This window comes from Mesorhizobium sp. M1342 (genome assembly GCF_040317955.1).
GTDB lineage: Bacteria > Pseudomonadota > Alphaproteobacteria > Rhizobiales > Rhizobiaceae > Mesorhizobium.
The window spans coordinates 17,863-34,794 of record NZ_JAMYLI010000037.1 but is presented as its reverse complement, the minus strand read 5'-3'; the positions used below and the strand labels follow the sequence as shown (position 1 = coordinate 34,794).

Below are 16,932 nucleotides of genomic sequence, written 5' to 3'. Positions count from 1 at the left end.
GCACTAAGGCCTCGAATGGGGTGGTAGCAGGTTACGCCGCCGGTCAGCCCGCTGCCCAACGATAATAGTCGCGTTGATGTCAATGCGAGCCCCAAATATCATGCAAGTACTCCTGGGCTATCCGCCCGGGTGGTCGTGCCACCGTGCGCGGCGATGAACATGGCGACGGCCGACCGGCAATAGGATTCGATTTCGTTGTCGTCCTCTGCTCTCGCCTCATCGAAGCGTGCGATAATCAGGAGATCGGATCCTTTGATAAGCGCGGCAAACAGGCGGGCGGACCGGAGAGGATCGGTCACGTTCAGAACCGCCTTCGCGTGCAACTGACGCAACAGGGCCTCGATTTGGGCGATGACATGGGCGGGGCCGGCTTCGTAATGGAGCTTGCTTAACGACTTTTGATTCGTCTTGTCGGCCATGATCATGGCTTCGACACTGCGGACGTCCGGGTTCAACAGCGTGCGAAGCAGGGATGATCCCACCACCATGAGCTGATCTTCGGCCGAACCGTCGACGCCTTCAAAAAGGGCCTGTGGTGCAAACTGATGGCAGCGGGCCGCGATGGCCGCGCTGAACAGCGCCTCCTTGTTCTCGAAGTGCCGATAGATGCTGAGCTTGGATATCTTCGCTCTCTGGGCGACCTTGTCCAATGTCGTCGCATGAAAACCCAATTCCTCAAAGAGTTCGCACGCGGCGTCGACTATCGTTTGGCCAAGCGCCTCATTGGCGGGCCGGCCGCGCCGGCCCCGGCTGTTTTCGGTCACGACAATTCCAGTCCTTGACAGTATCATAATTCTTGAATTACGATACCACGCAGTGTCAAAAATGTGCAAGCCAGGCCAAGCCATCCCTCATCCACACACGGAGCCCATCACCATGGATGACGTCATCATCATCGGCGGCAGCTTTGCCGGTCTCGCCGCCGCCCTGCAGCTCGGACGTGCCCGCCGCAAGGTCACCGTTCTCGATACCGGCCTGCCGCGCAACCGCTTCGCCGGCCACTCGCATGGTCTGCTCGGCCACGATCACAAGCCACCGCTGGACATCCTGGCCGAAGCGCGGAAGCAACTGGCGCGTTATCCCACGATCAGGCTGGTCAATGGCCGGGCCGACAGCATCTCCGGCACCATCGACGATTTCTCGGTCCTCACTGGCGATGGCGAACGCCTTGGGGCGCGCCGCCTGATCCTGAGTTATGGCGTCGCCGACCAGATGCCGGATGTTCCGGGCTTTGCCGAAAGCTGGGGCACATCCATTGTGCCCTGCCCCTATTGCGATGGCTTTGAAGTCGCCGACCAGCATTGGGGCCTCGTCTGGTCCGGCCCGCCGTCGCACAATTATGTCAGGCTGTACCACGACTGGACCGAAACATTGACGGTCTTCGCCGATGGTCACGACATTTCACCCGATGTTCGGGCCGATCTGGCGCGCCGCAACATACCTGTCGTTGATGGCCGGATCGCCGAAATCGCCCATCACCGGGGCCATATCACCACCGTTAATCTCGAGAGCGGCCGCAATGCCGCGGTCGACATCCTGTTCGCGCATCCGCGCAACAAGCCGTCCGCAAGCCTGCATGAATTAGTGGGCCTCGCCACGGTCAATACGCCCCTCGGCATCGCCATCAAGGTCGATGAGCGCCGCGAAACCAGCACAGCCGGCATCTATGCTGCCGGCGATCTTGCGAACCCGGCCATGGCCTCGGTCACCACGGCAATATCGCAAGGCGCGACGGCGGGTATCTCCGCCCAGCAGTCGATGCTGGTTTGAGAACACAGATTCCCCTCTCCCGCACCGGCCTCCCTACGTCGTCGCCACCGTCGGCTGCCCGACAATACCAGCCAGTCTGCTGCCGGCCCCAATTGAGCCGTGGGTACGCCCGCAACCCGATGTCCGCTTTCGATGCCTCTCCACTAGAAGCTGACGGACTGCTACCGGCCCAAAGGCGACATCAAAATATCTGCTCGGCAATGTCCGCTATTGGCGCTTGGCGGGCCGATCCGGGCGACGTCGTTTACTAGCCACAATAAGAGTTCGAGTTGGCGATCCTCGCCGATGAACGACAGTCCATCGGCTGTTGGCGAACGTCTCGGAGATCGGCCCCTGAGGCACCGATCATGGCTCTCAGTCGAGCTTCAGCGCAGCCACTTCGCCTTCGTTCATCAACGGCACATAGAGGATCGACTTGCCGTCGGTACCGATGTCGGCGCTGCCCGGTTTGAAGTGCGCCAACGCTTCCGGCGCGCCGCCGGCTTGATAGCGGTAGAGCGTGCCGGTCATGTAGGCGGTGGCGTAGATGGTGTCGCCGATGGCGATGACGCCATCGAGATCGGCGAATTTCTGCGCGCCCGGCAAGGGCGAAACCACCTTGCTGGCGATGTCGACCGACAGCAGCCCACCCGGCTCCGCCGTGCTGAAGTCGGACTTGATGTCCTTGCCCCAGGAGGCGACGATCAGCCTGTCGCCATCGGCGAAGACGCCGTTGCGCGAAGCCAGCATCGCATCCCTAGCGAACAGTTCTGGTTGTTCGCCGTCGATGCGATAGATCGTGTCGGCCAGCATGTCCGTGACATAGACGTTGCCTGATTGGTCCGATGTTATGTCGTTCAGGAAAACAGCGTTCGGCACCGTGATGCTGGCGACGAGCTTGCCGCTGGCGAGGTCGACGACGCGAACCTTGGTGATGTCGGCGACATAGAGCTTGCCGCCCGCTATCGCCATACCCTTGGGCGCGTCCATGCCGTCGGTCCAGTGCCGGGTGACCGTCCTGCCGTCCACGGACAGCACGCTGAGATAGCCGTTGCCGTCGGCGTCGCCGGGATTGCCGACGATATTGGAAACGATAAGGCGATTGTTGGCTGCGTCGAACAGTGCCGATTCCGGTTGTTCGAGGCCGGTGGCGCGCCAGAGTTCTCCAGCCTCGGCGGCAGGCGCGGCTGCGATGCCGATGACGGCGAGAAAGGCTGATGTGACGAGGGTGTTCATGGCTGCTCTCCTGTGATGACGGCGGAGAGCTATGATTTTCGATACTTTCCGGAAAGGCCGATAACCGCTAGTATCGAAAGTCGATACGAAACCCACGGCAAGAGGTGCATTCCATGAACGGCCTTATCTTCGACGCGTTGAAGCGGACGCTGAAGGCGAAGGGCGTCACCTATCGCGAGCTTGCCGAACGCATGGGGGTTTCCGAGCCGACGGTGAAGCGCATCTTCCACGAGCGCAACTGCAAGCTCGACCGGCTGGTGGAGATCTGCGCTGCCGCCGGTGTCGAGCTGGAGAACGTGCTCGGCTCGATGAACCGGGGGCCAGGGCCGGTCAACCACATCGCGCCGGAGATCGAACGCAGGCTCGCCGGCCGGCCGGCACTGCTGTTCATTTTCGTCATGCTGTCGGAAAAATTCACGCCCGAGGGCATCATGCGCTCGCAAGGCCTGAGCGAAGCCTCGATGTTCCTCTATCTGCGCGATCTCGAGGAGCTCGGCCTGATCGCGCTCGGCCGCGGGCTCACGGCGAGATTGCTTGTCGAGACGCCGATCCAGTGGAATTTCGAAGGGCCGCTGCGGCCGCTGTTCGAGATGACCAACAAGAACTTCATCGGCTGGGCGATCACCCATATCGACAAGGAAGCGACCTTCGTCAGCTTTAGCAGGCGGATGCGGCCGGAGACGGCGGAGATGGTGCGACGCGAGGCGCAGGACCTCGCCGATCGCGCCAAACTGCTGGCCCATCACGACCAGCACACGACGCCGGAAGACGGGCTGGTCGGCTACAAATGGACGTTTGCCTTTGGCGCGACGCCATTCCCGGCGATCATGCCGATCGGGCCGCACGCGCGAGATGCCGGTGCGAGAGCAACCGACCCGGCCGCCAAGACACGGCGGCCGCTGCCGGCCTGATCGGCCAATCGTCTCAGCATGATTGCATCTGGCGGCTGAGCTTGCCGCGCACGGCCCTGGCGGTGCCGATGGCCACCATTTTCGCCGCTGTCTTGCCGCCTGGGCCTGCCATGCGGCCGGCGATGCCGACCGCGCCATTGACCGCGCCCATCATCTTCATCTGCCCGGCCGTCTCGTTCATGCTGGCCCTGCAGTCCTGCATTTTCCTGGTCGCCTCGACTGCAGCCAGGGCCTCGCCAAGGCCCTCCGGCGAGTCCGGGCCGGCCGCCAGCTCCGCCAATTGCGCATGCTGCTCTGGCGTGATCGGCGGGCTGGCGGCCGTCTGGCTGCAGCTGGACGCCAGCAGGCAGATAAGCATCGCGATCGGGCTGCCCCGCCTGACACGTGCCGTGGTTGGAAAAATGCCGCGATGTTCGGCCTCGAGGCTCCCGCTCGGAGTTGCTTTTCCCGCCACCCGTTTCCTGTTGCCCAACATCCTATCGCCCCATCGCCGGGCCGAGGATGAGGCTGCGGATTTTTGGCGTCAGCGGCCTGACGACATCGGCGAAGGGGCCGCCCTCGGCCCGCAAAGCCATCAACCCTTCGACCTCTTCGTTGATGGCGTCGATGGTCTCTGTCTTCTGCGCGTCGGTCAGCTCCTTCATGCCGGATATGGCATTCCTGAGCTTGGCGAAAATGGCATCGAGTTCTGCGACCGGCATCGTCGCCAGGAACCCGCGCATGGTCTCGCCAAGCGCGATCTTCCAGCTGTCGGCGGTGAAACCGGCTGTGTCGATCAAGCCCTTGTCCGCGGCATCGCGCTCGTACCAGTCGGCGGCGATCTCCTCGTCATAGGCGAACTGACCGAATTCGGGTTGCAAGGCCTCGATCAGGCCGACGACCGCCGACGCATCCCGCGCTGTCAGCGCCAAGGCCTGCGGGCTGTCGAAGATCATGCCGGCAAGTGCGAGCGCGCCGGCCAGCCGGCGCATGGCTGCGAAACGCCGCTCAGCCATAACAATCCTCCGCAATGCCGGCCCGGGCACTGCTCGTCGCCTGGGACTGCAGAACCGAGCCGCCGATCGAGGCGGCCTGGCCGGCAATGACCCCACCATTGCCAGCCAGACCGCCAAGACCCCCCGCCATCGACAGGACACCGCCGAGCAGAGCCGCATTGGTCTGCGCCTTCGCCGCCTTCTTGGCGGCATCGGCGCAGGCCGTTTCCGTCGTCGGTTCGTTCTGGGCCTTCTTGCTGCCGGCCGCGCTCGCGATCGATGCCGGGTTGTTGTCGGCCTGGCCCGTTTGGCAGCCCGCCAGGGCAAGGGTCAGGGCCAGGAAAATGATCCTTTTCATGGTGCTGCTCATCATCGGGCAGCGCGCGGCGGCAGCTTGGCCTCGCGATGATCGGTCACCGCGTTGCCCAAGGCGATCGACAGCAGATAGACGCGCGGATTGAAGCCCGCCGCGGCCAGTGCCGACAGCGTCTTGAACAATTGCAAATGAAACATCGTGCCCCCTTGGATTGCCGCCAATGCGGTTCCGGTTTTGGAATCGCGCCGCAAACTAGGGGCATCGAAGGGGGTCAGCTTGGACAGAACGGCACTGAAAGCGGCCAAAACGGCCCGGGATTGACGTTTTGCAGGCCGCGGCGCATATGACCGCGCTCTTGGGCATGGGGGTGTCGATGACTGCGACGATGGGGCCGTCAGCTTCGTTCAGGCTGGCGACGGAGATGTTTCCGGAGCGGGATCGCGTCGAGATTACGCGCGAGGTTTACGGCCGCACCGTTCTGAGGGTGGACCTCGATCCGCTGGCGCCGGCGCAGATCGACATGCGGGTGCGCGCGTTGCCGGGCCTCGGCATCGCCACCGGCAGCTCATCGGAATTCCGGGTGCATCATACGTCGTCGCTGATCGACAACGACGACTTCGTTCTTCTGGCGGCCCTCGACGGGGGCAGTGTGATGAAGCATCGCGGCCGCGAGGAGGCGGTCGGCAACGGCCAGGCGCTCATGATGAGCGGTGAAGAGGTTGGCCTCAACCTGATCGGCGCCGGCGGGTTCCGCTTCGTCAATCTCAGTTTTTCGCGCAAGCAGCTTTCGCCTCTGATCGGCGATCCGGCCGCGGTCCTTATGCGGCCCTTGCCGACCCAGAGCGGGGCGATGCGGCTGTTGCTCGACTATATCAGCTCGATCCAGGAGGTCGGAGACGAGTTGACCGCGGAGGCCTGCCACCTTGCGGCGACGCATGTCTTCGACCTTGCCGCACTCGCCATGGGCGCGACCAGGGATGCGGCCCAGATCGCACGCGGCCGCGGCGTCAGCGTTGCCCGCTTGCGCGCCATCAAGGCCGATATCGTCGCGCATGGTGGCCATGTCGACCTGTCGGCGCAGGACGTCGCCGCCCGCCACGGACTGTCGGCCCGCTACGTCCGCAAGCTGTTCGAGAGCGATGGCACATCCTTGATTGATTTCATGATGAACCAGCGGCTGGCGCGCGCCCATCGCATGCTCGGCGATCCACGCCATGCCGGACGCAGCATCACCGCGATCGCCTACGAGGCCGGCTTCAACGACCTTTCCTATTTCAACCGGGCGTTCCGTCGCCGTTATGACGCTACTCCCTCGGACGTGCGCGCTGCGGCTTGCAAGCACTGACGCCAAAGCGCCGCCGGCCGGCGCTCCCGTGCACGCGGCTGGACTCATTTGATCGCGTTTATTCGGCGGCCTTCGCCCCGGGATCGGCAACCTTGTCATCCCAGGTCACCGCCCGGTAGTCGAAACCATATTCCAGCGTCGGCTTGACGATGCGGAAATAGGGCGACAGGTCGAAATCGCGCGGCGTGTAGAGCGAGTGGTGGCGGATGTGCAGGATCTCCTTGCGCGAGTAATTCGACTGCGCCGAGGCGCGGCCGGGCGCACGGGTGATCTCGGGCAGGATCGGATAGCGGATCTGGCCATAGGCCTCGGCGATCAGCGTAGAGCAGATCGCCCGTGTCGGGTCGCCGGAGCCGAAGGCCAGCATGCGGCGCCGCCAGCGCACCGGCACCGGCGGTGTCGGGAAGAAAAAACGCAGCATGTCGAAAATGTTCTTGAGGTCGTAATTCAGGCCGAGCCTGCCGATCATGAACGCGACGACCTTGTCGCGATCCTCCGGCGCCAGCCCGCTCGCCCGGCAGATGCGGGTGTTGTAGGTGCGGTAGCGCGACAATGGCACGGCGACGCAGCCTTCGCCGATCGTGACCTCGATCAGCCGCGGCCGCTCCGAGCCGTCTTGCGGCTCTGGCAAGGCGTCGCCGACATGGAAGGCCGCATGCGACCAGGTCGACTGGGTCAGGTATTTGATCGCCGCCGAGATCTTCTGGTTGCCCTCGATCAGCAGGATGTCGCCGGGCTCAAGCGTGCGGCGCAGCGTTTCGGCATCGGACGGTGTGTAGGGCTCGTAGCCGGACGATTCTTCCTGCAGCCGGCCGGCAAGCCAGCGGCCAAGTCGATCCAGAAGCGTGTCGCCGGGCTCGGTCATGCCCCATGGCGATTAGCATGGGCGGGTAATGAGGGCTAGCGCACGCCTTTCCTCCCCCTGTCCGGACCGAGAGGAAAGGCGCCAAGTCAGCTTGCCGTCGCAGCGGCCTCTTCCGGCGGCGCAGCCAGATCGTCACGCGCCTTGCGGGCCAGTTTGCGTGTCGAGCGTTTGGGACTGTCGCTGAACAGTTCGGCCGCCTCAGCAAGGCAGCTCTTCTTCAGCTGCTTCTCCGACCGTTTCAACAGCTTGCCCAGAAGTTTCGTGTCCTCGGGCAGCCCGAGCGGCTGGTCGTCGGCCTCGAGCAGCGCGCGCATCACCAGCACATCGTGCAGGTCGCCCAGCCGCTCGCCCAGTTCGTCGACCGCCTTGCGCCGGGCCTTGATCGGTGTCGGCCACAGCCTGCCGAGCAGCGACAGATGCATGCCGTGGGTCTTGGCCGCCTTGCGCAAATCGTGGAAATCATCGGCCGCGCCCCGCGATCCGGCCTTGTCGAGCGCCTTCCTGGCACGGCGCAGCGTGACGCGGGCACCTTCGGCAAGCACGTCGGCCGCCTGTTCCGGCTGGTCGGGCAAGGCCAGCGCTTCGATGCGTTTGAGGCCATCCTCGCAAGCGGCGGTCGCCGCGCCGATCGCCGCTTCGAGCCCGCTGCCTTCGTGCAGTTCATGCTGGCGCGCGATCAGCCTGTCGCGCGCAGCAGTAAGCCCATCGTCGGCGCTCTCCTTGGGAAAGCTCGCCGCCAGCCGGTCGATGGTCTCGATCAGCGCAGTCGCCTCGCGCGGACCGGCAAGCAGGCCGGCCACATTGCGATAGCATTGGTTCTCGGTCTCACAGAACGTTTCGTCGCCGGAACGAACAAGCCGCAGCAGGGCGCGGGCGCTCTTCAGTCGCTTGCGGCATTTGTGCAGCGCCTGTTCCGGGCGGCTCCGTGCGGCGTCAAGGTGATGCAGCGCCTTGCCGATTTCCTCGGCAAGGATACGCCTGACCTCGCCGGTCAGCGGCAGGCGCGGATCGATACGAAAGCTCATGCGGCGATCTCCGGTATCCCCCCAAGGGCGAGCGACGCGTTGTAGAACTTTGACTCGCCGGTGACTTCACGGCCGAGCCAGTCAGGCAGCATATCGTCCGGCACGTCCTCCGGCGTCTCAAGTTCGGCGATCACAAGTCCCGCAAGCGGACCGCCAAAGACATCGATTTCGTAGAGATAGCCACGGTGCCTAACATGGTGACGTGTCTTCTCGATGACACGTCCGATGGCGAAGTCCAGCATCTCCACCGCCTCCGACAGCGGGATCGAATATTCGAATTCGTCGCGTTCGCGCGCCTTGCTGCCGAATTTGAGCGTCAGCCTGGCGGAAGTGCCATCGCTGATGCGAATGCGCACCGTGCGCTCGGGGCCGGCAGCGAGATAGAACTGAAGAATGCGGATATTGGCCTCGGCCAACTCCCGCCATGCGGTGCTGGTGACCAGGAATTTTCGTTCGACTTCCTTGCCCATGGCCGCGCACTAAAGCGGTTGCCGCTGCCCATGGCAAGACGGTGACATACACGGATCGACGTTCGTGAATTGACTTTAATCAATCGATTGATTAAACTCGCGAGATGATCGAGCAGCCCGATGCCAAAAACCTTCGCCGCGAAGCATCTCCCGCCGAGATGACGCGTGCGGCGCTTGTCCGCGCGGCGCTGAAACTGTTCGGGAGTCAGGGGTTTGACGGCACCTCGACGCGCGAGATCGCCGCCGAGGCGCGGGCCAATATCGGCTCGATCGCCTACCATTTCGGTGGCAAGGAGGGTCTTCGCGCCGCTGCCGCCGACTTTATCGTGGAGACCATCCAGGGTGTAGCCGGCCAGGCGCTCGGCAATGTACAGGCGCCTGCGCCGGGACCAGCCAATCCGGAGGCGGCGCAAACGCTGCTCTTCGCGGCGCTGGAGCGGATGGTCGGCTTTGTCGTGGCCAGCCCGCAGGCCGGCGAGATCGTGCAGTTCCTGTTGCGTGAGCTTTCGCATCCGACGGCAGCCCTCGACCGCATCTATGACGGCGTCTTCGAGCCGACGCATCGCCGGCTGTGCCAGCTCTGGGAACAGGCGACCGGCGAGCCCGCCGAAAGCGAGGCCACAAGGCTCACCGTGTTCACGCTGATTGGCCAGGTCATCTATTTCCGCATCGGCCGCGAGGCGGTGATGCGCCGCATGGGCTGGAAAGACATCGGCGCCGCCGAGGCGGCCAAGGTGGTGGCGGTCACATCGGGTAATCTCAAGGCCATATTGGCTTTCAGAAAGAGCAAAGCATGAAGGGGCAAAGACCATGAGCTTTCTGTGTTCGCTGCCGCTCGCCGCGCAGCTCTTCTCGGCCTGTGCCCCGGCTGCCCCGCTGGCCGTCGGCTATGTCGAAGGCGACTATGTGCTGCTGGCGCCGATCGAGGTGGCGCAGGTCGAGACCGTCACGGTGAAGCGCGGCGACCGTGTGGTGCCTGGCACGACCGTGGTGACGCTGGAAAGTGCCGATGCCAAGATCGCGGTTGCGCAGGCGCAGGCCGGCCTTGCCCAGGCCCAGGCGCAGTTGGCCGACCTGCAGATCGGCAAGCGGCCGGAAGAGATCGCCGTGCTGAAGGCCGAGGTCGACATGGCCAGCGCCCAGGCCGCCGACGCCAAGCGCAAATACGACCGCGCCGCCGATCTGTTCAAGCGCGGCGCCGGCACGCAGGCCGATTTCGACACCGCGTCGGCCACGCTCGAGACGGCCAATGCGCAGGTCGGCCAGGCCAATGCCAATCTCGCCGTCGGCGGCCTGCCGGCACGGCCCGAAACGATCAAGGCCGCCGACAATCAGGTCAAGCAGGCGCAGGCCGCGTTGGAGCAGGCGCAGTGGCGGCTGTCGAAACGGGTGCTGGCGGCGCCTTCGCCGGGCCGCGTCAACGATGTCATCCGCAATCCGGGCGACACATCAGGTCCGACCGCGCCGGTCATCTCGATCCTGCCCGACGGCGCGGTGAAGCTCAGCGTCTACATTCCAGAGAGCGCTTTCTCCTCGGTCAAGGTCGGCACCTTGCTCGGCGTCCATTGCGACGGCTGCGGCCCGGATGTGAAGGCGCGCGTCAGCTATGTCTCGCCGGATCCCGAGTTCACCCCGCCGGTGATCTACTCCCTGGAGAACCGGCAAAAGCTGGTCTACCTCGTCGAGGCGCGGCCGGAGGGCGATGCCGGCCCGCTGCAACCGGGCCAGATCGTCGATGTCGATCTGGCGGACAGCGCAAGATGAACGCCATCGACGTCCATGGCTTGGTCAAGCGTTTTGGCGACAAGACCGTCGTCGATCATGTGACGATGTCGGTCGCCGAGGGCGAGATCGTCGGCTTTCTCGGCCCCAACGGCTCGGGCAAGACCACCACCATCCGCATCATGTGCGGTCTGCTGACGCCGGACGAAGGCGAAGGCACGGTGCTCGGCTTCAACATCCGCACCGAGAGCCTGCGCATCAAGCGCGAAGTCGGCTACATGACGCAGAAATTCTCCTTCTACGAGGATCTGACGATCGGCGAGAATCTCGAATTCGTCGCGCGGCTCTACCGGCTGAAGCCGGTCGAAGAGCATGTGGCGCGCACGTTGGAGGACCTCGGCCTGACGTCGCGCCGCAACCAGCTGGCCGGCACCTTGTCGGGCGGCTGGAAGCAGCGGCTGGCGCTGGCCGCCTGCATCATGCACAAGCCGAAATTGCTGCTGCTCGACGAGCCTACGGCCGGTGTCGATCCGAAGGCGCGGCGCGAATTCTGGGACGAGATCCATCGCCTCGCCAGCGGCGGGCTGACCGTGCTGGTCTCCACCCACTACATGGACGAAGCCGAGCGCTGCCACCGCATCAGCTATATCTCCTACGGCAAGATGCTGGCCACCGGCACCGTCGCCGAAGTGGTGAAAAATGCCGGGCTGACCACGTTTGTCCTGCAGGGCCCGCGGCTCGATCAGGTCGCCGAAGCGCTTCAGGGCCGCCCCGGCGTCGACCAGGTGGCGCCGTTCGGCGCGACGCTGCATGTCGTCGGCTCCGACAGGAAGAAGCTCGAAGCCGCACTCGCCGACGTCGAGAAAGAACATAAGGGCGTGAAAGTTTCGCCCGGCGAAACCAGCCTCGAGGACGTCTTCATCCAGTTCATGTCCGGCTCGAAGGACAACATGGCATGAACAGCGTCTTTTCCTTCGCCCGGCTTGGCGCGCTGCTGATCAAGGAATTCATCCAGATGCGGCGCGACCGCATCACCTTCGCCATGATGCTGGGCGTGCCGCTGATACAGTTGGTGCTTTTCGGTTACGCCATCAACAACGACCCGAAGAGCCTGCCGGCGGCACTCGTGGCGACGAGCAACGATCCCTACACGCGTGCCATTGTCGCGGCGCTGCAGACCACCGGCTACTATCGTTTCGACCATGTCGCGCAAAGTGCCGCCGAGGCCGAGTTCCTGATATCGCGCGGCGACGTCGCCTTCGTCGTCACCATCCCCGCCGATTTCGCCAGGAGGGTGGAGAGCGGCAACAACCCGCAGATACTCATCGAAGCGGATGCCACCGACCCGGCTGTGGCCAGCGGCGCCATCTCGACGCTTGGCACCGTCGCCAGCCAGGCGCTGCTGAGGGCGCAAGGCACGCAGGAAGCCGCCGCCGAGGCCGCCAAGGGTCAGCTCGATGTCGTCGTACACCGGCGCTACAATCCCGAAGGCATCTCGCAATACAACATCGTGCCCGGCCTGCTCGGCGTCATCCTGCAGATGACCATGGTGATGATGACCTCGATCGCGCTGACGCGCGAGACCGAGCGCGGCACGATGGAGAACCTTCTGGCCATGCCGTCGAGCCCGCTCGAGATCATGATGGGCAAGGTGCTGCCCTATCTGGCGGTCGGCGGCGTGCAGGTGGTGGTGGTGCTGGCGGCGGCGAAGCTGCTGTTCGCAATCCCCTTCACCGGGTCGATGTCGCTGCTGTTGACCGCCGTGCTGATCTTCGTGCTGGCGCTGGTGCTGCTCGGCTACACGATTTCGACCGTCGCCCGCACGCAGATGCAGGCGCTCCAGCTCACCTTCTTCTTCTTCCTGCCGTCGATCATGCTGTCGGGTTTCATGTTCCCCTATCGCGGCATGCCGGACTGGGCGCAAATCTTCGGCGAGATATTCCCGCTGACGCATTTCCTGCGCATCACCCGCGCCGTGATGCTGAAGGGCGCTGAACTGCCCGCAGTGGCAGGCGAGATCGGCTGGCTGGTGGTGTTCGTGGCCTTGTTTGCCGGTGTGGCATTGGTGCGGTTCAGGCGGACGCTGGATTAGGGTCAAGGCCAATCAGCGGCCATCGCTTAACCGTTGAGCGAAGCTGGACCGCTGACGAACGGGTTCCCTTTGACATAGAACCGCAGCAGGCGGTCCGCATCCTTCGAGATGCCGATCCTGACACTCTTCCCGATTTCGCCGGGTTCGCCACCATCATGTCCGAGCCATAGCGGGCCTTCGCGGCAGAGATCGAGCCCGTCGAGCGAACGATCGATCCGCAACGCCTGGGCGAGCCTTCCCGGTCCCCGCGCCAGGTCGCGCAAACGCTCGATGCCGCGATTGAGCCGCATGATCGCGATGCCTTCGAGCGGCTCCAGCGCCCTGATCAGCACGCCGGTTCCGACCCCCGGCATCTCGCTCGAGACATTGAGCATGTAGGAGATGCCGTAGGCGAGATAGACATAGGCGTGCCCGGGCTCGAGAAACAGCGAACGATTGCGCGGCGTCTGGCCCCGGTAGCCGTGCCCGGCGGCATCGCCGACGACGTAGGCCTCTGTCTCGACGATGCGGCCGCAGGCGATGCCTTCGGGCAGTTCGCGCACCACGATCTTGCCGATGAGGGCGCGGGCAAGGGATGCCGTATCGTGGGGCAGCTCGGAACGCGTGAGCGGGCGGTAGATGACCATGCTCAGCGCGGCGATGATTTGGCGGCGGGAGAGGAGTGATCCAAGGCGGAACGTGTCGCCAGATACTCCATATCAGGTCCCCTTGGACATCGCCGTCTCAAGCCGCCGCCATGATCTCGGCATAGGTGCCGAAATCGACATTGCCGCCGGACAGCACCACGACAACGCATTTGCCTGTTAGTTCGATATCGCCCGATGACAGTGCCGCCAGCGCCACGCAGCCGCCGGGCTCGACCACCAGCTTGATATAGGCCATGGCGTCGCGCACCGCCTGCGCCGCCGCCTGGTCCGAGACGGCGATGGCCCCACTGAGGTTCCTGCGGTTGATCTCGAAGGTGATCAGGCCGGGCTCGGCGGTCAGGAGCGCGTCGCAGATGGAGCTATGGCCGGGCTCGTTCGAAACCCTGGCGCCTGCGGCCAGCGAGCGTCGGGTGTCGTCGAAATGCTCGGGCTCCACCGCCCAGACCGCAGTGTCGGGCGAGGCGTCCTTGACGGCTACCGAAATGCCGCTGGTCAGGCCGCCGCCGCCGCAGGGAATGACGACCGCGTCGAGGCTGACGCCAAGCGCTTTTGCCTGACGCATCAATTCGAGGCCGATCGTGCCCTGGCCGGCAATGATGGCCGGGTCATCGAAAGGCGGCACCAGCGCCATGCCCTTTTCGAGGTAAGGGCGAACCACGGTCATGCGGTCGTCGCGAAAGCGGTCGAACGGCACCACCTCCGCCCCCATCTTGCGGACGTTAGCGATCTTCATCGCCGGCGCGTCTGAAGGCATGGCGATGACCGCCTTGACACCGAACATCGCCGCCGACGCCGCGACGCCCTGCGCATGATTGCCCGACGAGAAGGCGACGACGCCTCGGCTGCGCTCCTCCTCGCTGAGCGACGACAGCTTGTTGTAGGCGCCACGGAATTTGAACGAGCCGGTACGCTGCAGCGTCTCCGGCTTGAACAGGATGCGGCCGCCGAAGCGCTTGTTCAGCTCCTGCGATTCGAGCAACGGGGTTTCGACGATCAGGCCGGAGAGACGCGCGGCGGCGGCGTGGATGTCGGCGATGCCGGGAGGGGTGGTCATGGCGGGTCCTGCGGAAACATGTTGCCCTTCATGATGCCCGCAAAGGGAGGCGGCGCACCAATGAAAAAATGTGACCGTTACAAAGTTTGGCGGGTCATGAACGGCGCTTGCGCCGCCCCTCACCTGCCTGCCGGCATCCTCTCCCCGTATAGTGACGGGGAGAGGGGCCTTCATCAACGGTTTCGCCAATCACTAGCGTTGCAGGAAGAGTGCCGAGGTTGCGGCCGGCGTCTTTCTCCCCGTTCTACGGGGAGAAATGCCCGGCAGGGCAATGAGGGGCGGCGCCGAGATGGGCAGTTAACTCCCTACTTATCCAAGCAACGTCCTCTGCCTCTTGCTCCCACCCAGCTTGCGCCAGTTGTTGAACCGGTGGCTGGCGGCGGCAAAGGAGATTTTCATCTGCTGGGCGACCGAGTAGCGCGACTTGCCCTCGTCGAACATGCGGTAGCAGCACTCGGCGCCTTCCTCGGTCAGTTTGCCATCCGGCCCCTTGTTGTGCGGATTGGCGGGGTCGAATTTCTCGACCTGCTGTTCGACCAGGCCCTTCAGGCGCTGCAGGTCGGCCTCGATGCTGGCGATGAGATCGAGAACGGGCTTTGGGTCATAGTGATGCGGAGGCTGTTTTGCCGTCATCTGCCGGTTCCTTGTTCTGGTTAGGTAAATTATATAGGTGAACATTCACTGATAATGAAGGGCCAGCCCGGCTTACGAGCTTCAACAATTCTTGACCGCGACCGAGCGCAATTGACCGGAGGCGCTCAAAACCCTAGTTTAGAACTATTCTAAACTAGGGTGAATTCCTCATGCTTTCCCGTGTTTTCGGCTTCGGCCGCCGTCCCTTCGAATCGCTGTCCGAACAGGAGATCCTGGCGCTGGCCATTTCGTCCGAGGAGGATGATGGACGCATCTACCGCGCCTATGCCGACGGCCTGACGGAAAACTTCCCGCAATCGGCAAAAGTGTTCGAGGAGATGGCCGGGGAAGAGGATGGCCATCGCGATGCGCTGATCGAGCTTTTCCGCAAGCGGTTCGGCGAGCGCATACCGCTGATCCGGCGCGAACATGTGAAGGGTTATTACGAGCGCAAGCCCGACTGGCTGGTCCGGCCGCTCGGCATCGAGCACGTCCGCAGCCAGGCCGAGGCGATGGAGCGGCAAGCCTACCTTTTCTATGTCGAGGCGGCCAAGCGCACGGCAGATGCCTCGACGCGAAAACTGCTCGACGATCTGGCGGTGGCCGAACTGGGCCATGAGACCCTGGCGCAGCGTCTGGAGCAGAAACATGTGCCGGGCGAAGTGAAGGATGAAGAGACCGCCGCCGAGCAGCGCCAGTTCATCCTCACCTATGTGCAGCCGGGGCTGGCCGGGCTGATGGACGGGTCGGTGTCCACTCTGGCGCCGATCTTTGCCGCCGCCTTCGCCACGCATGACACCTGGCAGACACTTTTGGTCGGGCTTGCCGCCTCGATCGGCGCCGGCATTTCGATGGGCTTCACCGAAGTGGCCTCAGACGACGGTAAGCTCTCGGGCCGCGGCTCGCCGATCAAGCGCGGCATCACCACCGGTGTCATGACGTCGGCGGGTGGCCTTGGCCACGCACTGCCCTATCTCATCCCGGATTTCTGGACGGCGACGGCCGTCGCCGCGGTGGTGGTGTTCTTCGAACTGTGGGCGATTGCCTTCGTGCAGAACCGCTACATGCAGACGCCCTTCCTGCGTGCCGCCTTCCAGGTGGTGCTGGGCGGCGCGCTGGTATTCGCGGCCGGCGTGCTGATCGGCAATGCTTGAGTAGCCTCAGTCACCCATTCACCGCCCGGCTATCCGCTGGCGCCTCATCCCTCTCCGTCAGCCCATAATCCCTCACCACATGGGCGATGCGCAGTCGGTAGCCGGCAAAGATGCCGCCACGACCGGCCTGCTGCGCCTGCCGGTGTTCTTCGGTGCTGCGCCAGGCCTTGACCGCTTCCTCGTCGCGCCAGAACGACAGCGACAGGACGCGGTTCGGATCGGCCAGGCTCTGGAAGCGCTCGATCGACAGAAAGCCGTCGATGCCGTCGAGCAGCGGCCGCAGATCGGCGGCGATGCTCAGATATGCATCGCGCCTGCCCGCCGCCGGCTCGACCTCGAAGATGACGGCAATCACGGCAGCACCAGTTTCGCGTGCGGGCCCGAGACGTGCTTCAGGAACATGCGGTCCTCCTTGAGGATGAATCTTTCACGCTTGGCAAACTCGTAGTTTGCCTTGCCGGCGGGATCGGCGGCAAGTCGCGCGCGGTAGGCCTCATAGGCCGCCAGGCTGTCGATGTTGTAGGCGGCATAGGCCGTTGTCGCCGAGCCTTCATGAGGCGCGTAATAACCGATCAAATCGGCGCCGCAGCGTGGAATGGCCTGGCCCCAGTTGCGGGCGTACTCCTCGAAGGCCGCCTTGCCGAACGGGTCGATCTCATAGCGGATGAAGCAAGTGATGGTCATTGTGGTCTCCTCGGGATTGCGTCAATAGTTCGAGCCGCATCGAAACGTCCTGCCG

The 16,932-nt window shown here is 64.1% G+C and carries 22 protein-coding genes; 8 read left to right on the top strand and 14 right to left on the bottom strand.

What is annotated here, in order from left to right; genetic code table 11:
- Positions 1 to 98: 98 nt before the first annotated feature.
- Complete coding sequence (locus tag NKH06_RS28415; protein WP_502902033.1) at positions 99 to 770, bottom strand: TetR/AcrR family transcriptional regulator; 672 nt, start codon at positions 768 to 770, stop codon at positions 99 to 101.
- Between the two features lie 106 nt (positions 771 to 876).
- On the opposite strand from NKH06_RS28415, the gene NKH06_RS28410 reads away from it, so the two are divergent.
- The gene (locus tag NKH06_RS28410; protein ID WP_352554361.1) at positions 877 to 1,770 is read left to right on the top strand and encodes an NAD(P)/FAD-dependent oxidoreductase; all 894 of its coding nucleotides are present in this window, start codon (positions 877 to 879) and stop codon (positions 1,768 to 1,770) included.
- Between the two features lie 354 nt (positions 1,771 to 2,124).
- Here NKH06_RS28410 and NKH06_RS28405 read toward each other — a convergent pair whose 3' ends face one another.
- Positions 2,125 to 2,985, bottom strand: a complete 861-nt coding sequence (locus tag NKH06_RS28405) for an SMP-30/gluconolactonase/LRE family protein (protein ID WP_352894772.1) — start codon at positions 2,983 to 2,985, stop codon at positions 2,125 to 2,127.
- Between the two features lie 113 nt (positions 2,986 to 3,098).
- On the opposite strand from NKH06_RS28405, the gene NKH06_RS28400 reads away from it, so the two are divergent.
- Positions 3,099 to 3,896 (top strand): helix-turn-helix domain-containing protein, encoded by a 798-nt coding sequence (locus NKH06_RS28400; protein ID WP_128305308.1) that lies wholly within the window; start codon positions 3,099 to 3,101, stop codon positions 3,894 to 3,896.
- A gap of 13 nt (positions 3,897 to 3,909) precedes the next feature.
- Here the strand turns inward: NKH06_RS28400 and NKH06_RS28395 are convergent, their stop codons facing one another.
- The 4 genes from NKH06_RS28395 to NKH06_RS28380 are packed head-to-tail and all read right to left on the bottom strand — an operon-like array spanning position 3,910 to position 5,383.
- Positions 3,910 to 4,350 carry a hypothetical protein gene (locus NKH06_RS28395; protein WP_164893054.1) on the bottom strand — a complete coding sequence of 147 codons (441 nt, stop codon included), beginning with the start codon at positions 4,348 to 4,350 and terminating at the stop codon, positions 3,910 to 3,912.
- A gap of 22 nt (positions 4,351 to 4,372) precedes the next feature.
- Positions 4,373 to 4,891: a hypothetical protein gene (locus NKH06_RS28390; protein ID WP_023813479.1), complete on the bottom strand. Its 519-nt coding sequence runs from the start codon at positions 4,889 to 4,891 to the stop codon at positions 4,373 to 4,375.
- Positions 4,884 to 5,228 carry a hypothetical protein gene (locus tag NKH06_RS28385; protein ID WP_128305307.1) on the bottom strand — a complete coding sequence of 115 codons (345 nt, stop codon included), beginning with the start codon at positions 5,226 to 5,228 and terminating at the stop codon, positions 4,884 to 4,886. Before NKH06_RS28385 ends, NKH06_RS28390 begins: the two co-directional genes overlap by 8 nt.
- 11 nt (positions 5,229 to 5,239) lie before the next feature.
- Positions 5,240 to 5,383: a hypothetical protein gene (locus NKH06_RS28380; protein ID WP_023813481.1), complete on the bottom strand. Its 144-nt coding sequence runs from the start codon at positions 5,381 to 5,383 to the stop codon at positions 5,240 to 5,242.
- Positions 5,384 to 5,529: 146 nt separating this feature from the next.
- Between NKH06_RS28380 and NKH06_RS28375 the strand changes: the two genes are divergently transcribed.
- Entirely contained in the window at positions 5,530 to 6,531 is a 1,002-nt protein-coding gene (locus NKH06_RS28375; protein ID WP_245486339.1) for a helix-turn-helix transcriptional regulator, read from the top strand.
- Between the two features lie 58 nt (positions 6,532 to 6,589).
- On the opposite strand, the gene NKH06_RS28370 is transcribed toward NKH06_RS28375, so the two are convergent.
- The 3 genes from NKH06_RS28370 to NKH06_RS28360 all read right to left on the bottom strand — a co-directional run bounded on the left by NKH06_RS28370 (position 6,590) and on the right by NKH06_RS28360 (position 8,891).
- Positions 6,590 to 7,396, bottom strand: coding sequence for a C40 family peptidase (locus tag NKH06_RS28370; protein ID WP_352894768.1), 807 nt, complete (start codon positions 7,394 to 7,396; stop codon positions 6,590 to 6,592).
- 86 nt (positions 7,397 to 7,482) lie between these two features.
- Complete coding sequence (locus tag NKH06_RS28365) at positions 7,483 to 8,421, bottom strand: CHAD domain-containing protein (RefSeq protein WP_023813484.1); 939 nt, start codon at positions 8,419 to 8,421, stop codon at positions 7,483 to 7,485.
- Positions 8,418 to 8,891, bottom strand: coding sequence for a CYTH domain-containing protein (locus tag NKH06_RS28360; protein WP_352776358.1), 474 nt, complete (start codon positions 8,889 to 8,891; stop codon positions 8,418 to 8,420). Before NKH06_RS28360 ends, NKH06_RS28365 begins: the two co-directional genes overlap by 4 nt.
- A 104-nt stretch (positions 8,892 to 8,995) precedes the next feature.
- Here NKH06_RS28360 and NKH06_RS28355 point away from each other — a divergent pair, with 104 nt between their 5' ends.
- The 4 genes from NKH06_RS28355 to NKH06_RS28340 are packed head-to-tail and all read left to right on the top strand — an operon-like array spanning position 8,996 to position 12,705.
- Complete coding sequence (locus tag NKH06_RS28355) at positions 8,996 to 9,688, top strand: CerR family C-terminal domain-containing protein (protein ID WP_352443167.1); 693 nt, start codon at positions 8,996 to 8,998, stop codon at positions 9,686 to 9,688.
- A gap of 13 nt (positions 9,689 to 9,701) precedes the next feature.
- Positions 9,702 to 10,655 carry an HlyD family secretion protein gene (locus NKH06_RS28350; protein ID WP_023813487.1) on the top strand — a complete coding sequence of 318 codons (954 nt, stop codon included), beginning with the start codon at positions 9,702 to 9,704 and terminating at the stop codon, positions 10,653 to 10,655.
- A complete protein-coding gene (locus tag NKH06_RS28345) occupies positions 10,652 to 11,572 on the top strand; it encodes an ABC transporter ATP-binding protein (RefSeq protein ID WP_352613461.1) in 921 nt (306 codons plus the stop codon). Before NKH06_RS28350 ends, NKH06_RS28345 begins: the two co-directional genes overlap by 4 nt.
- Positions 11,569 to 12,705, top strand: a complete 1,137-nt coding sequence (locus tag NKH06_RS28340) for an ABC transporter permease (protein WP_352613459.1) — start codon at positions 11,569 to 11,571, stop codon at positions 12,703 to 12,705. The genes NKH06_RS28345 and NKH06_RS28340 overlap by 4 nt, the downstream gene beginning before the upstream one ends.
- A 26-nt stretch (positions 12,706 to 12,731) precedes the next feature.
- On the opposite strand, the gene NKH06_RS28335 is transcribed toward NKH06_RS28340, so the two are convergent.
- The 3 genes from NKH06_RS28335 to NKH06_RS28325 form a co-directional block, all read right to left on the bottom strand.
- Positions 12,732 to 13,331, bottom strand: coding sequence for a DNA-3-methyladenine glycosylase (locus tag NKH06_RS28335; protein ID WP_352894765.1), 600 nt, complete (start codon positions 13,329 to 13,331; stop codon positions 12,732 to 12,734).
- A gap of 97 nt (positions 13,332 to 13,428) precedes the next feature.
- A complete protein-coding gene (locus tag NKH06_RS28330; RefSeq protein ID WP_352894763.1) occupies positions 13,429 to 14,406 on the bottom strand; it encodes a threonine ammonia-lyase in 978 nt (325 codons plus the stop codon).
- Between the two features lie 309 nt (positions 14,407 to 14,715).
- Positions 14,716 to 15,039: a hypothetical protein gene (locus tag NKH06_RS28325; protein ID WP_128305301.1), complete on the bottom strand. Its 324-nt coding sequence runs from the start codon at positions 15,037 to 15,039 to the stop codon at positions 14,716 to 14,718.
- Between the two features lie 170 nt (positions 15,040 to 15,209).
- Between NKH06_RS28325 and mbfA the strand changes: the two genes are divergently transcribed.
- Complete coding sequence (mbfA, locus tag NKH06_RS28320) at positions 15,210 to 16,193, top strand: iron exporter MbfA (protein WP_352679900.1); 984 nt, start codon at positions 15,210 to 15,212, stop codon at positions 16,191 to 16,193.
- Between the two features lie 10 nt (positions 16,194 to 16,203).
- Here the strand turns inward: mbfA and NKH06_RS28315 are convergent, their stop codons facing one another.
- Complete coding sequence (locus NKH06_RS28315) at positions 16,204 to 16,548, bottom strand: antibiotic biosynthesis monooxygenase family protein (RefSeq protein ID WP_128305299.1); 345 nt, start codon at positions 16,546 to 16,548, stop codon at positions 16,204 to 16,206.
- Entirely contained in the window at positions 16,545 to 16,877 is a 333-nt protein-coding gene (locus NKH06_RS28310; protein ID WP_127261220.1) for an NIPSNAP family protein, read from the bottom strand. The genes NKH06_RS28315 and NKH06_RS28310 overlap by 4 nt, the downstream gene beginning before the upstream one ends.
- Positions 16,878 to 16,932 lie beyond the last annotated feature (55 nt).

What these genes read in the sequence shown, in the direction of transcription:
- NKH06_RS28410 (WP_352554361.1), top strand. Translation starts at nt 877, where the DNA reads ATGGATGACGTCATCATCATCGGCGGCAGCTTTGCCGGTCTCGCCGCC.
- NKH06_RS28405 (WP_352894772.1), bottom strand. Translation starts at nt 2,985, where the DNA reads ATGAACACCCTCGTCACATCAGCCTTTCTCGCCGTCATCGGCATCGCA.
- NKH06_RS28400 (WP_128305308.1), top strand. Translation starts at nt 3,099, where the DNA reads ATGAACGGCCTTATCTTCGACGCGTTGAAGCGGACGCTGAAGGCGAAG.
- NKH06_RS28390 (WP_023813479.1), bottom strand. Translation starts at nt 4,891, where the DNA reads ATGGCTGAGCGGCGTTTCGCAGCCATGCGCCGGCTGGCCGGCGCGCTC.
- NKH06_RS28385 (WP_128305307.1), bottom strand. Translation starts at nt 5,228, where the DNA reads ATGAAAAGGATCATTTTCCTGGCCCTGACCCTTGCCCTGGCGGGCTGC.
- NKH06_RS28380 (WP_023813481.1), bottom strand. Translation starts at nt 5,383, where the DNA reads ATGTTTCATTTGCAATTGTTCAAGACGCTGTCGGCACTGGCCGCGGCG.
- NKH06_RS28375 (WP_245486339.1), top strand. Translation starts at nt 5,530, where the DNA reads ATGACCGCGCTCTTGGGCATGGGGGTGTCGATGACTGCGACGATGGGG.
- NKH06_RS28370 (WP_352894768.1), bottom strand. Translation starts at nt 7,396, where the DNA reads ATGACCGAGCCCGGCGACACGCTTCTGGATCGACTTGGCCGCTGGCTT.
- NKH06_RS28365 (WP_023813484.1), bottom strand. Translation starts at nt 8,421, where the DNA reads ATGAGCTTTCGTATCGATCCGCGCCTGCCGCTGACCGGCGAGGTCAGG.
- NKH06_RS28360 (WP_352776358.1), bottom strand. Translation starts at nt 8,891, where the DNA reads ATGGGCAAGGAAGTCGAACGAAAATTCCTGGTCACCAGCACCGCATGG.
- NKH06_RS28355 (WP_352443167.1), top strand. Translation starts at nt 8,996, where the DNA reads ATGATCGAGCAGCCCGATGCCAAAAACCTTCGCCGCGAAGCATCTCCC.
- NKH06_RS28350 (WP_023813487.1), top strand. Translation starts at nt 9,702, where the DNA reads ATGAGCTTTCTGTGTTCGCTGCCGCTCGCCGCGCAGCTCTTCTCGGCC.
- NKH06_RS28345 (WP_352613461.1), top strand. Translation starts at nt 10,652, where the DNA reads ATGAACGCCATCGACGTCCATGGCTTGGTCAAGCGTTTTGGCGACAAG.
- NKH06_RS28340 (WP_352613459.1), top strand. Translation starts at nt 11,569, where the DNA reads ATGAACAGCGTCTTTTCCTTCGCCCGGCTTGGCGCGCTGCTGATCAAG.
- NKH06_RS28335 (WP_352894765.1), bottom strand. Translation starts at nt 13,331, where the DNA reads ATGGTCATCTACCGCCCGCTCACGCGTTCCGAGCTGCCCCACGATACG.
- NKH06_RS28330 (WP_352894763.1), bottom strand. Translation starts at nt 14,406, where the DNA reads ATGACCACCCCTCCCGGCATCGCCGACATCCACGCCGCCGCCGCGCGT.
- NKH06_RS28325 (WP_128305301.1), bottom strand. Translation starts at nt 15,039, where the DNA reads ATGACGGCAAAACAGCCTCCGCATCACTATGACCCAAAGCCCGTTCTC.
- mbfA (WP_352679900.1), top strand. Translation starts at nt 15,210, where the DNA reads ATGCTTTCCCGTGTTTTCGGCTTCGGCCGCCGTCCCTTCGAATCGCTG.
- NKH06_RS28310 (WP_127261220.1), bottom strand. Translation starts at nt 16,877, where the DNA reads ATGACCATCACTTGCTTCATCCGCTATGAGATCGACCCGTTCGGCAAG.